The sequence below is a fragment of the Mesorhizobium sp. BR1-1-4 genome, from assembly GCF_020165375.1.
Lineage (GTDB): Bacteria > Pseudomonadota > Alphaproteobacteria > Rhizobiales > Rhizobiaceae > Mesorhizobium > Mesorhizobium australicum.
On record NZ_JAIUIB010000013.1, the window covers coordinates 173,127 to 187,480 of the forward strand.

Annotated in this window: 9 protein-coding genes and 1 pseudogene; 6 read left to right on the forward strand and 4 right to left on the reverse strand. The window is 64.0% G+C overall.

The window, feature by feature from the left end; translation table 11 throughout:
* Positions 1-2: 2 nt before the first annotated feature.
* Together LB571_RS25655 and LB571_RS25660 are read left to right on the forward strand one after the other, a co-directional pair.
* Complete coding sequence (locus LB571_RS25655; RefSeq protein ID WP_224599050.1) at positions 3-1,376, forward strand: MCE family protein; 1,374 nt, start codon at positions 3-5, stop codon at positions 1,374-1,376.
* A gap of 80 nt (positions 1,377-1,456) precedes the next feature.
* Entirely contained in the window at positions 1,457-2,065 is a 609-nt protein-coding gene (locus LB571_RS25660; protein WP_140726799.1) for an ABC-type transport auxiliary lipoprotein family protein, read from the forward strand.
* A 37-nt stretch (positions 2,066-2,102) separates the two neighbouring features.
* Here LB571_RS25660 and LB571_RS25665 read toward each other — a convergent pair.
* Together LB571_RS25665 and LB571_RS25670 are read right to left on the reverse strand one after the other, a co-directional pair.
* Positions 2,103-2,715, reverse strand: a pseudogene (locus LB571_RS25665) (exonuclease).
* A gap of 124 nt (positions 2,716-2,839) precedes the next feature.
* The gene (locus tag LB571_RS25670) at positions 2,840-9,193 is read right to left on the reverse strand and encodes a kinesin (protein WP_224599056.1); all 6,354 of its coding nucleotides are present in this window, start codon (positions 9,191-9,193) and stop codon (positions 2,840-2,842) included.
* Between the two features lie 274 nt (positions 9,194-9,467).
* On the opposite strand from LB571_RS25670, the gene LB571_RS25675 reads away from it, so the two are divergent.
* The 3 genes from LB571_RS25675 (at position 9,468) to LB571_RS25685 (ending at position 11,420) form a co-directional block, all read left to right on the forward strand.
* Positions 9,468-9,836, forward strand: a complete 369-nt coding sequence (locus LB571_RS25675; protein ID WP_015317671.1) for an Hpt domain-containing protein — start codon at positions 9,468-9,470, stop codon at positions 9,834-9,836.
* A gap of 143 nt (positions 9,837-9,979) precedes the next feature.
* Complete coding sequence (locus LB571_RS25680; RefSeq protein ID WP_015317672.1) at positions 9,980-10,300, forward strand: 2Fe-2S iron-sulfur cluster-binding protein; 321 nt, start codon at positions 9,980-9,982, stop codon at positions 10,298-10,300.
* A gap of 88 nt (positions 10,301-10,388) precedes the next feature.
* Positions 10,389-11,420, forward strand: a complete 1,032-nt coding sequence (locus LB571_RS25685) for an NAD(P)/FAD-dependent oxidoreductase (protein WP_224527833.1) — start codon at positions 10,389-10,391, stop codon at positions 11,418-11,420.
* Here the strand turns inward: LB571_RS25685 and LB571_RS25690 are convergent, their stop codons facing one another.
* Positions 11,421-12,902, reverse strand: coding sequence for an MDR family MFS transporter (locus LB571_RS25690; protein WP_224599058.1), 1,482 nt, complete (start codon positions 12,900-12,902; stop codon positions 11,421-11,423).
* Between the two features lie 229 nt (positions 12,903-13,131).
* Positions 13,132-13,752 carry a DUF922 domain-containing Zn-dependent protease gene (locus LB571_RS25695; protein ID WP_224599060.1) on the reverse strand — a complete coding sequence of 207 codons (621 nt, stop codon included), beginning with the start codon at positions 13,750-13,752 and terminating at the stop codon, positions 13,132-13,134.
* A gap of 114 nt (positions 13,753-13,866) precedes the next feature.
* Here LB571_RS25695 and folP point away from each other — a divergent pair.
* Positions 13,867-14,354: dihydropteroate synthase (folP, locus tag LB571_RS25700; protein WP_224599062.1), on the forward strand; the 488-nt coding region annotated here is incomplete at its 3' end.

Genomic DNA, 14,354 nt, shown 5'->3' on the forward strand with positions numbered 1-14,354 from the left:
CAATGGAAACCAGAGCCAACTACGTCATTGTCGGCATTTTCACGCTGGTTGCGATCCTGGCGGCGTTCGGCTTCGTCTATTGGACGGCGGCGATCGGCGACAGGGGCGAGACGACGCTGCTGCGGGTGCGCATTCCGGGCTCGGCCTCAGGTCTCGGCCGCGGCAGCTTCGTGCTGTTCAACGGCGTCAAGGTCGGGGACGTCAAGCGCGTCTATATCGACGTCGACAATCCGACTGTCGCCATCGCCGACACCGAGATCGACCGGATGACGCCGATCACCAAGTCGACGCAGGCCGATATCGGCCTCGCCGGCCTCACCGGGCAGGCCAATATCGAACTCAAGGGCGCCGACCCCAAGGAAGTCAAGCTGCTCGACCAGGCCGAGAAGGAAGGCAAGGTCGCCGAGATCGTCGCCAATCCTTCCGCCGTGACCAATCTGCTGCAGACGGCGCAAAACATCTTCACCCGCGCCGACAAGGTGCTGTCGGAGCTGGAAGGCTTTACCAAGGACGTCCGCGGGCCGCTGACGCAGACCGTGCAGAACGTGCAGACGTTTTCCGATGCATTGGCCAGGAATTCCGACGGCATCGACAAATTCCTATCCGCCGTCAGCGCGCTGTCCGATGAGCTGAAAGGCGTTTCAGGCAAGCTCGACGGCACGTTGAAGGCAGCGGAAGGCCTGCTCAATGCCGTCGACAAGGACAAGATCAAGAGCATCGTTGCCAATGTCGATGCGGTAACGGGGAACCTCAAGGAAACCTCGCAGCAGCTGGACGGTGTGATCAGGAACGTCGATACGGCGGTGGGATCGGTCAACGATTTCGCCAAGCAGACGCAAGGCACGCTGGCCAAGGTCGACGGCGTGCTCGACGGCATCGATCCGGCGCAGGTGCGCCAAGCGCTCGCCAACATCCAGAAGGCCAGCGACAGCGCCAACAAGGCGGCTGCCGATATCGCGGAGGTGACCGGCAAGATCGCCAATCGGGCTGACGACATCGACCAGACGATCAAGGACGCCAGGCAGCTGGCGCAACGGCTCAACGACGCCTCGGTGCGGGTCGACGGCATTCTCGCCAAGGTCGACAAGCTGCTCGGCTCGGGCCAGGCCGACGGCGTGATGGCCGACGCCAGGGATACGCTGAAATCGTTCAAGCAGGTCGCCGATACGCTGAATGCCCGGCTTGGGGTCATCACCGACAATCTGGCGCGCTTCTCGGGCCAGGGACTGCAGAATGTCGAGGCGCTGGTGCAGGATAGCCGCCGCTCGATCAACCGCATCGAGGAGGCGGTGACCGATCTCAGCCGCAATCCGCAGCGCATCCTTTCGGGCGGCGACGGCGAGGTTCGGCAGTTCGACGGCAGGGCGCGGCGTTGACTTCGGCATCGGCCCGCCGCAAGAACAGTGCTCGTGAAATGCGGGTTGATCTTGCGATCAGGGGATAACGGGGATCACGCGTGAGATTGAGTAGGCTTGGAACGGGCGGGTTGAAATCGGCTGCGGCGCTGCTTGTCCTGGCGGTTGCCGGCTGCGCGGCGCTCGGCGGCAAGCCGGCACCGCTCGACACGTTCGAATTGTCGGCGCCCTCGGTCGACGCGCATGGCCACAGCCGCAAGCAAATCCTGATCGCCCAGCCTTCGGCGCTGAAGGCACTGGACAGCCAGAACATCGTCATCAAACCCTCCGACGGCTCGATCCAGTATCTGAAGGGCGCGCAATGGGCCGACCGCCTGCCGCTGATCGTGCAGGCGCGGCTGGCCGAGACGTTCCAGCGCTCGGGCAGCTTTGCCGGCGTCGGCAAGCCGGGCGAGGGGCTGGCGATCGACTATCAGGTGATCGTCGAGGTTCGCTCCTTCGAAGTGCGCGTCAATGGCGGCGAACATGCCGAGGTCAACCTGTTCGTGCGCTTGCTCAACGACCGCAACGGGGAAGTGAAGGCTTCCAAGAGCTTCACCGCATCGGCACCCGTTTCAGGCAGCGGCAACCCGGCCTATGTCGGCGCGCTCGACGCCGCCTTCGGTGATGCGGCCAAGCAGGTCGTTCGCTGGACCGATTCGGTAATCTGAGCGCCAGGCGCGCCGGGATTCCACCAACGCTTCCGGGTTACGGACGGTCGAAGGTGTCCGGCCGCAGCTTTCCAGTCTTCATCAGGTGCTGCAGGGTGTAGGTTACGGACAGCGCATCGTCGAGCGCGTCATGCCCCTGCAGTGGCGGATGTTCGACGCCGTAATAATCCGCAAGCTTGTTGCTCGGCGTCCTTGCCAGGTCCTCGATCGGCATGCCGGCCGCGACCAGCAGCTTGACCGCATTGTCGAACCGGGTGGCCGGGATAGGCGGCCTGATGCCCGCGACATAGCAACTGATGGCGATCATGTTCAGTTTGTCCTTGCCCCAGGACCAGAACCGAGCCCCATCGGAGAAACGATCGACGCCCGCAAGAGCATCTTCCAGCACGACGCCCTCGGCCTCGATGATTTCTTCGGTGATGCCGGTCAGTCCAGTGAAGAACGGATCGAGCGTGTACCGCTCGCCAAACCGGTCGACCGGTCTGATATAGGCCTTGTGCGTGCCCAGCACGGGGAATCACCTTCGAGGCCGAGCCTGCCGCGCCGATCTGCGCGATGATCGGATCGAGATCATGGGCCGCGCACCAGAATCGGCGTTGTGATCCCTCAAGGCAGAGAAATTCGCAGTCGAAGATGATTGCCGTCTTCACAACTCAGGATCCGGTTCCGGAAAGCGAGATCAAACCCGGATGCGTCTCCGGGTGGCGAGTCAGTTCCTTCAAGAAAAAGGCGGGAGACAAGCCCCCGCCTTTTTCGGTTTGGCTTGTCGACCACCTAATGCAGGCGGCCGCTTGCATGGGCCAGCATGGTGTAGACCTTGCCGGTGTCCGACGTGAGATAGGTCTGCGCCATGATGTTGTCGCGGTCGTTGCGCGAGACATCTTTCAGCAGCTTCTCGAAATCGTCGCAATAGCGGTCGACGGCGGTGCGGAATTCGGCCTCCGCCTGGTACTTGCGGCGGATTTCATCGAACGTCTGCTGGCCCTTGAGCGTGTAGAGCCTGCGCGTGAACACGTCACGCTCGCCACGCCGGTAGCGGTTCCACAGCTCGATCGAGGCATCGTGGTCGATGGCCCGCGCGATATCGACGGACAGCGAGTTCAGCGATTCCACGACATGTGCCGGCGAACGCTGGGCAGGGGCCGCGCGCGGGGCTTCCGCTGGCGCCTGGGGAGCCGCCGGCCTGAGCTCGGCATCGTTCGACGCGGCGGTCAAGAGATCGCGCACCCAGCCGCCTTGCGGCGCGCGGGCAGTGGCGTCGGTGGCACGCTGGCGCGGTGCTGCCTCAGCCGGGCGCTCCAGATCGAGCGTGCCGCGCAGTCCCGCGCCGCCCAGTGGCGCCTGTGGCGGGCGCAGATCCGCTTGCGGTGCCGGGGCGCGACGGGGCGGCTCGGCGGCGCGTGCCGCCGGCGCCTGCGGCGCAGGACGCAAGGGGCGCGGTTCTGAAGTGTCGCCGCCACGACCGGACTTCGCCACGATGTCCGAAAGCTCCTTCAAGGCGTTGATCTGCTCGGAAACCGCGCGGCGGATGGCCGATGTCGACTCCTTTGCCTCTTCCGGCATCTCGATGACGCCCTTCTTGAGCTCGGCGCGGGTGAGGTCGAGTTCACTCTTGATCGAGCCCGCGGTGCGCCGCATCTCCTCGGTCGCATCGGCGAAACGCTTGGTTGCCGAATCGACGACGTCGGTGATGGCGTTGCGGATCTTGTCGGCGGACTCCATCGTCTTGCCCTCGGCGTTCTGCAGGGTCTGGCCGACGAGATTTTCGAACGAGCGCATGACCCTTTCGAGATCTTCCGACTTCTTGACCAAGCCGACGGCGAGGTCCTCAAGTGAGGACTGCCTTTCCAGCGTGTGTTCGAGGTTGCTCTGGGCCGAGCTCAACAGGTCCGAGGCGCTGGCCAGCAAGCGGCTGTGTTCATCGAACTTGGTGGCGATCGAGGCGACTTCGCGCAAGGTCGACGACGACAGTTCCGTCAGCCTCGTCGTGTTCGAATCGACCAGACGCGCCGAGCTGGCAAAGGTCTGCGCCGCCTTTTCGGTGGTCGCCGCGAAGCTTTGCGTGCTGCCGGTCAGACGTTCGTCGACCTCGCCGAGGTTGACCGCGGCCTGCTCGATCAGCTGACCGAGCTGCGAGCTGGACTCGGTCATGCGGCCGATCAGATCGGCGACGCTGTCGGATAGCGACGAGCGGGCGCCTTCGACCGCCGACAAGGTTTCGGCGGTGCGGCTGGCCAGTGCGTTGACCAGGGCTGCATTCTCGCTGCGCAGCTTCTCGGTCGCGCGTTCGGTGACCTCTTCCATGCTCTTCTGCAGTTCCGAGCCGCCCTGGGCGAAGCGCTCGACCAAAGGCCGCGCGGTTTCGTCGAGGATCTTCGACATCTCGGCCGACCGCGCCGCGAGCATGGTGTTGAGCTCGCGGGTGTTGGCGCCGATCGTCTTGGCCGCGTCATTGGTGCTCTGGCCGATATGTTGTCCGACCGCGGTAAAGGTTTCCGCGATCACATTGGCACGCGATACGAGTTGTGCCTCGGCACTCGACACCTGCTCGTTGAGCTTCTGGCCCATCGTCTCGGTGGTGTAGGCGAGCCGGTTTTCGACCCTAGCGATCTGTTCTTCGACACGGGCGGCCGCTGCCGCCGCGCTCGATGCAAGACGCTCGTCGGCGCCAGCAAGTGCCTGCTCGATTTCGCGGGCGTGCACGGCCAGCTCCTGACCGGTCTGGCGGGCGCGATCGGCGACCCGCTGCTCGGTGCTTGCAAAGGCGCCGACAATGGTCTGCGCATGGTCGCCAATCGTCGAGGTGCTGTCGGCGATGCGCGAAACCAGGCGCTGGTCGGCGTCGTCGAAGATGCGGGCGATTTCGGATGCCCGGCTGGACAGCGCGTCCGAACCCTCGGCGATGCGCGAGACCAAATGCTGGTCGGCGGCATCGAAGATACGACCGAGGTCCGACGCGCGGGCGGCGAGCGCCTCGGCGGATTCGCCGATGCGCATGCCGAGCCGCTGGTCGGCGCTTTCGAAGTTCCGCAGGATGTCGCCGGCGCGAGCGGCCAGCGACTGCGCCGTTTCCACGGCACGGGCGACCAGCTTCTGGTCGGCCGCGTCGAACGTGCCGGCAATCTCGCTTGCGCGGGCGGCCAGCTGATCGGCGGTTTCCTGGGCACGGGCGGCGAGCTTCTGGTCGGCCATGTCGAATGTGCCGGCGATCTCGCCGGCGCGGGCAGCGAGTTGATCGGCGGTTTCGTGGGCACGGGCCAGCAGCGAGCTGGAGGTGTCATCGGCGCGGGCGAGCAGGGCGTTCGACGTGTCCTCCGCACGGGCGTGGAGGCGACGATCGGCCTCCTCGAAGGTGCGGGCGATGTCTTCGGCCCGGGCCAGCAGGGCGGCGGACGTCTGCTCGGCGCGCTCGGCGATCTTGCGATCGGCGTCGCTGAAAGCCGCACCGGCCTGTTCGTGCAGCGTGCTGGTGACTTCCAACACCTTTTCGCGCAATGCGCCGGCGACGAAGACAGCGCTCTTCTCGAGCACGTTGCGGACGTTGTCGACACCAGTCGAGAGCGCGCGCTCCATGGTGCCGGCGCGTTCCTCGATGATGCCGGTCTGGCGGCTGAACGCCTGCTCGATCTTGTCGACATCGGCGGCGATCGCGGCGGAAATGTCCGTGCTCCTGGCCGCGATCTGGTCGATGTGGCCGGACAGCGAACGATCGACCTCCTTGCGGCTCTCGGCGAGCTTGCCGAGATCATCTTCCAGCGCGCGGCTGAGCATGTTGCGGCCTTCGGACAACTTGCCGACATGTCCGGCGATGATATCGTCGATATCGCCGCGGCTTTCGGTCAGCTTCTGCAGGTCGGCTTCGAGAGCACGCTTGAGAATGTCGCGGCCTTCGGCGAGCTTCTCGACCTGGCCGGCGACCAGACCGTCGATGCTGGAGCGGCTTTCGGCCAGCTTGGCAAGGTCTGCCTCCAGCGCACGCTTGAGGACATCGCGGCCTTCGGCAAGCTTCTCGACCTGGCCGGCGACCAGACCGTCGATGCTGGAGCGGCTTTCGGCCAGCTTGGCAAGATCGTCCTCGAGAGCCTTCGACAAGGTCGAACGCTCCTGCACAAGCCGTTCCGCATGATTGTTGACGTGGGTGCCGACAGTCTCAAGGTCGGCCTCAAGTGCCTTCGACAAGGTCGAACGCTCCTGCACAAGCCGTTCCGCGTGACTGCTGACGTGGCTGCCGACAGCCTCGAGATCGGCCTCAAGCGCCTTTGACAGTGTCGATCGCTCTTGGGCAAGTCGGTCCGAGTGGCTGTTGACAAGGCTGTTGACAGTTTCGAGATCGGCCTCCAGCGCGCGGGCGAACTGGGCGCGGTCGTCGACCAGCTTCTGGGACTGGTCGGCAACGGTGTTTCTGACCGTGCTGAGGTCGGCTTCCAATGCGCGGCGCAGGATATCGCGCCCTTCGGCGAGCTTCTCGACCTGGCCGGCGACCAGACCGTCGATGCCGGAGCGGCTTTCGGCCAGCTTGGCGAGATCGTCCTCCAGCGCCTTCGACAAGGTCGAGCGATCCTGAACCAGCCTGTTCATGTGGTCGGCGATGACGCTGTTCACATTCTGCAGATCGGCTTCCAGAACACGTGAGAGCTGCCCGCGATCCTCGGCCAGCCTGTCCGACTGGCTCGATATGACGTTCTTGATCGTATTGAGGTCGGATTCCAGCGCACGCTTGAGGATGTCGCGGCCCTCGGCGAGCTTCTCGACCTGGCCGGCGACCAGACCGTCGATGCTGGAGCGGCTTTCGGCCAGCTTGGCGAGGTCGGCTTCGAGCGTCTGCGACAGCAGGCTGCGGTCTTCCGCCAGGCGTCCCGAATGGCTGTCGATCAGCCCGCGTATCCCCGACAGGTCGCTTTCGAGCGAACGGCCAAGCTGCGTGCGGTCCTCGGCCAGTTTCGCCGAATGCGCCTCGATGAGGTTCTTGATACCAGCAATGTCGTTTTCCAGCGCCTTGGCGAGCACCGCGCGGCCCTCGGCGATTTTCTCGACCTGGCCGGCGACAAGGCCGTCAATGTCGGCGCGGCTCTCGGACAATTTGCCGAGATCGGCCTCCAAGGCGCGCGACAAAATGTTGCGGCCTTCGGCCAGTTTTCCAACATGCCCGGCCACCATTTCATCAATGATGGTACGAGCTTGCACCAATTTTCCGGAGTCTTCGTTGAGAGCCAGTGAGAGCCGGTTGCGGCCTTCTTCCAGCCTTTCGAGGTGGCTGCCGAGCGACGCATCGATGGCCGCACGCGATTCGTTGACCTTGCGCAGGTCTTCTTCGAGCGCACGCGCTATCAGGCTGCGGCCTTCGGCCAGCCTCTGCACCTGGTTGGTCACCGCCGCATCGATGCCGGCGCGGCCTTCGTCGAATTTCTCCAGGTCCGCCTGCATGGCTGCCGCCATGCGCTCGCGGCTCTCGGAGAGCTTGCGGCTATGGTTTTCGACGGCTTCTTCGATACCGACGCGCGCGTCGGCGAGCCGCTGGATGTCGGCATCGAAGGAGCGCGACACGACGTGGCGGGCTGCCTCCATGCGGCCGGCGAAATCGCTGGCGCGCGCTTCGAGCATGGAAGAGGTCGAGGTGACGATGTCGGCCATGTCGGCGCCGATCTGGGTCTTGCCCTGATCGATCATGGCCGACAGCGTGTCCTTGCTCTCGGCGAAGGTGTGGGCGATTTCGCGCGCGCGCTCGACCAGCGTTTCGTTGATCTGGCGGGCGCGGGCTTCCAGCGCGGCATTGAGCTTCTGGGTGCCGGTGTCCAGCGCTTCGGCGCGGGTCTGAAATTCGCTGATCAGCGCCTGGCCGCGTTCGGCCAAGGTGCGTTCGATGCCGTTGAGGCTGGCCTCGAACTCGGAATTGAGGGTGCGCGCGGCGCCGCCGAGCAGCGACACCATGCCGGTGGTGCGATCGTCGAGCAGGTCCGTCAACGAACGGGTCAAACCGTCCGTGGTGTCCGTCAGCTTGGCGATACGGGTGTCGAGCAGGCTGGCGAAAGCCTCGCCGGAGGTCGAAAGCCGGTCGGTGATGTTGTCGAGGCGGCCTTCCACCGAATCGAAGATCGACATCGAGCTTTCGTTGATGCGGTCGATCAGCGTGTCGCCGGAATTGGTGATCGTCATCGACAGTTTGGTCGACGCGTTGAGGATGCTGTCACGAATGATGTCGCTTGCCGCGCCGATTTCATCGCGCAGCGTCTCGTGCGCGCCGGAGATCGAGGCGCGGACGCGTTCGGCATGGGTGACCACTGCTTCGCGTTCGCTGCCCAATCCGTCGACCAGCGACCTGATGCGGGTTTCGTTTTCCGAATAGGAGCGCTCGATCTGGTTGACCTCGCTGTGGACCAGCGTCTCCAGTTCGACGGCACGGGCAAGGGTGCGTTCGATGCCTTCGCCCATGGCAGCCACCTCGCGGCGGACGGCCTGGCCGATCATCATGACGCGATCCTGGGCCATGTTTTCCGGCTCGGTCAGGCGGAAGGCCACTTCCGTCATCGATTGCGCGGCGATGCGCATGTCCTGAGCGCGGCGAATCATCGTCGCGAAGGCCCAGAACAGGATGACAGGCACGATAGCCGCGACGGCAAGGCCGATCAGTTCGGGGCGGGCAAAGAACTGGTCCAGCGTGCGGATCCGCCAGATGCCCGGTCCAAAAAGCAGGTTCGCCAGTCCGCCGGCGCCCGCGATCCAGGCAAGCGAGACAAAGGCGATGACCCAGTAAATGGTGTTGGAGGCGCGCCTGTTCAGGCTGTGCAGAAGGGTCTTGTAATCTTTCTGACGATCGTCGTTGGCTGGCGCGAAGCCGGCGGGCTGGCCACCATTGCGCGTCTCGACCGGGCGAAGTTCGGCCGGCTTGGCGTTTGGCGCGGGCTTCGCGGCCTGGGGCTGATTGACGACGGGCGCAGGCTGCTGATTGCGTCCCTCGCGTGCCAGTTCGTCGGCGGCCTGTGATATCTGCGCTTCCAGATCTTCCATCGAGGCCGCGATATCGAGGTCGCCGCTATCGGTATCGCCGCTCAGGTCGAGATCGAGCGCTTTTTCGAGTTCCCTGGCTACGTCGCTGTCGAGAGTTCTGGTCGTTGTTGGTTTCTTCGCCATGCCTTCGCTACCCTGTACTAGCTGCCGCGGGGGCTTATAATTGTGCTTGTCTTACCCCCGCGCAGGAGGCTGAAAATGGACCCTCGTATCGTAATGACACAGGGGGGTAAAGAAAACATGCATTCCGCGGGATACGTAAAACTTTAAATATAAGGTTAACGGAAGCGTGATTTGGGCGCCGCTTTCGCAACATTTTTCCGGGCCATCCATTAACCCGTTGTCCACTGGATTCGCCTAGGTTTTCAGGCGACCGAAGAAAATGGAGTTCGAGTTCATGCGTGGCGAAAGCGGCATTGCCTTCTCAATGCCGGGGGGCGACGTATCGGGAACGAGGCAGTCCCGACCGGTCGATTTGGCACACCTTGCCCGGCAAACGATGGGCGACCGCGCCCTCGAGCAAGAGGTGCTGGCGCTGTTTGTACAGCAGGCACTGTCGGTACGCGACAAAATAGTCGATGCCGACATCAAGGACCGGCTCCTGCTGGCTCATGGTTTGAAAGGGTCGGCCCGTGGCGTGGGTGCCTTCGCCATCGCCGATTGCGTCACCGATATCGAGCATCGCCCGGAGGACGCCCAGACGCTCAAGCGGCTCGGCAGGCTGATCGACGAAGTGCGCGACTTCATCGCCGCCATCAATCGCTGATCCAGGTTTGCGACAAAAACGTCACGGAGCGCCGCTTTCGCACGGCAGTTGACTTGTTTGCCGGAGTGATTATCTCGGGCGAAACTCGCTTTCCCCTCGGGCGAACTCCCTTCGTCCGGGGCGAAACTCCCTTCAGGTGACAAATGACCAAACTGACCTTCATCGCCCATGACGGCACACATTTCGACGTGGACGCCGAAAACGGCTCGACGGTCATGGAGAACGCCATCCGCAACGCTGTCCCGGGCATCGAGGCGGAGTGCGGCGGCGCCTGCGCCTGCGCGACCTGCCATGTCTATGTCGATGAGGCATGGACGGCCGAAGTCGGCGAGCCCGAGGCGATGGAGGAAGACATGCTGGACTTCGCCTACGACGTCCAGCCGAACTCGCGCCTGTCCTGCCAGATCAAGGTACGCGACGCGCTCGACGGCCTGATCGTCCGGGTGCCCGAGCGTCAGGGCTGAAGCCAGCACGGGCGATTTTTGCCGCTGACGCTTGGCAGCGGGCCGCTGGTCATGCAGTCTCGCCCGGACTTTCGCAGCGAGGCGCATCATGACCGGCATCATCAGCACAGACGTCCTCATTGTCGGGGCAGGGCCGGTCGGCCTGTTCGCCGTGTTCGAACTCGGCCTGCTGGACCTGAAATGCCACCTGATCGACATCCTCGACAAGCCCGGCGGCCAATGCGCGGAACTTTATCCGGAAAAGCCGATCTACGACATTCCCGGCTGGCCCTCGATCTCGGCGCAAGGGCTCGTCGACAAGCTGCTTGAGCAGGTCGCGCCGTTCCAGCCTGAATTCACCTATAACCGCATGGTCTCCAGCCTTGAGAAGCTGGAAGACGGCGGCTTTCGCGTCACCACGGACGAGAACGAGGTATTCGAGGCCAAGGTGGTGGTCATCGCCGCCGGCGGCGGCTCATTCCAGCCGAAGCGCCCGCCGATCCCGGGCATCGAACCCTATGAGGGCAAGAGCGTCTTCTATTCGGTGCGCCGGATGGAGGACTTCCGCGGCCATGACCTTGTCATCGTCGGCGGCGGCGACTCGGCGCTCGACTGGACGCTGAACCTGCAGTCGATGGCAAAGAGCGTGACACTGGTTCACCGGCGGGCCGAGTTTCGCGCGGCGCCCGACAGCGTCAACAAGATGTACGCCATGCAGGAGATGAAGCAGCTGGAATTCAGGGTCGGTCAGGTGACCGGGCTCACCGGAGCCGATGGCCAGTTGTCATCGGCCACCATCAAGGGCGGCCCGGATGGCGACGTCGAGGTGCCTTGCACCCGCATGCTGCCGTTCTTCGGACTGACCATGAAGCTCGGCCCGATCGCGGAATGGGGGCTCAATCTCCATGAGAACCTGATCCCGGTCGATACCGAGAAGTTCCAGACCTCGGTGCCCGGCATCTTCGCGGTGGGCGACATCAACTGGTACCCGGGCAAGCTGAAGCTGATCCTGTCGGGCTTTCACGAGGTGGCGCTGATGGCGCAGGCCGCCAAGCGCATCGTCAGCCCCGGCGAGCGCATCGTGTTCCAGTACACGACCTCGTCCACCAGCCTGCAAAAGAAGCTCGGCGTTTCCGGCTAGTTATTCCGCCAGGATCGGCGCCGGATCATCGACGTAGCCCCGAAGTTCTTTCTCGGGCATCAGCGTCAGCGTGACGAGGCCTAATCCCAGAGTGCCGGCCGCGACGAGAAAGATCATCACGAAGGGTTGGGCCGATACGACATGTCCAGCCACCTGAACGCCTTCGCCGGCCAGCGGCAACCCAAAGCCAAGGGCGACCGCGCCGAGCATCGCCACCCCCAATGCACTGCCCAGCGAACGCAGAAAGGTAAGCACCCCCGTCGCTACGCCAAGATGCATGCGGTCGACGGCGTTCTGCACGGACACGGTGGTTACCGGAAATGTCGTGCCGGTTCCCAGCCCGATACAGATGGTCAGGGCTTCGACGACAAGCAGCGATGCATGGCCGGCGACAAAAGCCAGCAGGCCCGTGCACAGGATGGCGAAGACGACGCCGACCATGGCGATGCGCTTGTAGTGGGTGAAGCGTGGTATCAGGCGGCCGCTGGAAGCGGCGCCGCCCACGGTTCCAAGCAGAAGACCAAGCATTGCAATGCCCGACTCGCTGGCCGTGAGGCCGAGTATCGACTGCAAATAGACCGGCAGATACACGGCAAGGCCGACGCTGGAGGCCTGGAGCAGGAACATCGACAGGGTACCGGCCAGGACGATCGGGTTGCCCAGCACCTCGAGCGAGATGAGCGGTTCGGCCGCCCGCATCAGCCGCAAGGCAAAGGCGCCCCAGAACAGCGCGGAGCACGCCAGGACGCCGATGACTTCCGACGATAACCAGGGGTAGGCACTGCCGCCCCAGTTCAGTGCCAGCAGCAACAGCGCCGTTGCCACGATCAGCAGCAATGCGCCAAGGCCATCGATGCTGTGGTTCTTGGCCGCGATGGGCAGCTTCTTGAGCGGCTTGTTGATGATCGCCATGGCAAGAAAGCCCAGCGGGATATTGATCCAGAAAATGAGAGACCAGTGCAGATGCTCAGCGAAGGTGCCGCCCAGCAGCGGCCCGGCGACGCTGGCAACGGCCCAGGTGCCGGAAAACCACGCCGCATAGCGCGCCCGCTCGCGCGGCGGGACGAGGTCTCCGACCACGGTCTGCGTCAGCGCGAAAAGACCACCGCCGCCGGCCCCCTGGATCGCGCGACCCAGGATGAGGACGAACATGTTGGGGGCCAGTGCGCTGACCAGCGATCCAGCAAGGAAGATGAGGATTGCCGCGTAGACGGTTGGCCGACGCCCATAGACGTCGGAAATCTTGCCGTAGAGCGGTGCCACGGCGGTTGCGGTCAAGAGGTAGCCGGTGACGATCCATGGCAGGTATTCGGCATGGCCGAGCAAGCGCCCGATGGTCGGCATGGCGGGCGCGACGATGGTCTGGTCGAGGGCTGCCAGCAGCATCGACAGGAGAACGCCGCCAATAATGGCGTTCTTTTCGCTTTCGCTCAGCGGCGCGCTCACGGCCGCCACGGCCTGCTTGTCGACAGCCTGGTCCATAAATCTTCTCGTCCATGCGCTTTGCGCTGCCGCATCACCATTGGGCTTGTCTGGTGCATCCGCGGCGTGATCGATCGTGATGCCCGTGCTTCTGGATTGTGCCCTTGGCAACCCTGGATATGTCGTTCCGTATAGGCCGATTTCGACGGTTGCTCGAAAAAATTCCAAGCTGGCACTACGCTTCCGCCCCGTTGGCTTGCACCCAGGCGAACGGAGGCGGCGAGGAGATTCAGGCCGGCGGCCGCAACTGGCCGCTCTCGATGCGCTCCATCCGGTAACGCAGCAGCCGCAGGATGCGGCTTTCGAAATTGGCGCCTTCGACACGGTCGAACCGCACCTGGTCCCTGTCGTGTTTGGCAAGCTCGGCCGCCGTGATCGCGGCGGCCCTGGCCTTTGCGGCGTCGCAATCCTTCTGCGGATAAGCTGCCTTCAGGGCGTCTTCCAGCGCGCGGCCGTGGTTCTGGGCTATCTCGACATGGCGGTCTTCATGGCGCTTGATGTCGGCGGACAAGGTATCCCAGAACAGCCGCACATCGGCGTCGGCTTTGCGCGGGCGGCGCCATTCGGGAAGGATCACCTTGACCTTGACGGTGACGACCGCGTCGGCGATCCGGCAGGAGCCCGGCTGGCTGGCGTAGCTGATGCGTGTCGTGAAAGCCATCTGGGTGGCGCCAGGGTGGCGCGACCCCGTGCTTTTGATCTGGGGCCCGTGTTTGGCAAGTTGCTGCTCGATATCCTCCAGCGTTCTGCCGCCAATGGCGAAATAGCTGTATGTCTTCACCAGATTGGCCGCATTCGCCGGAACGGCGGCGGTAAGCAGCAGTGCGCAGAGCAGGGATCGTATCATCATGTTGCCTCTTCAATCACCTTGCTTTACGGCCTTCGCCGGCGCAACGGAATTGATCCAATGCGGATCACACATCGTTGATGACATCTTGGTTGATGAGCCCATGGTTGAAGCGCAATGACGGCGGGCCGATGGCAACTGGCGCATGGGCGCCATCTCGAGCTTGGCGGCAAGGCCGTGGTCGTCGGCATCCTCAATGTCACACCCGACAGCTTCTCCGATGGCGGCTTGTTTGATGCTCCTGAACCCGCGCTCGCCCAGGCGCGCCGCATGATCGGGGAAGGAGCCGCCGTCATCGATGTCGGCGGAGAATCGACCCGCCCGGGCGCGGCCGCGATATCGGCCTGTGAGGAGCAGGCCCGTATCCTGCCCGTGATCGAGGCGTTGGCGCAGGTCGGCGACGTGCTGATTTCGGTCGACACCTATCGTGCCGACACCGCGCGGCTCGCCGTCAAGGCCGGTGCGCATATCGTCAACGACGTCTGGGGTCTGCAGCGTGAGCCCGACATTGCGCGAGTGGCGGCCGAAACCGGCGCCGGGCTCGTCATCATGCATACCGGACGGGATCGCGACAAGCTGCCCGATGTGATCGCCGACCAGCTGGC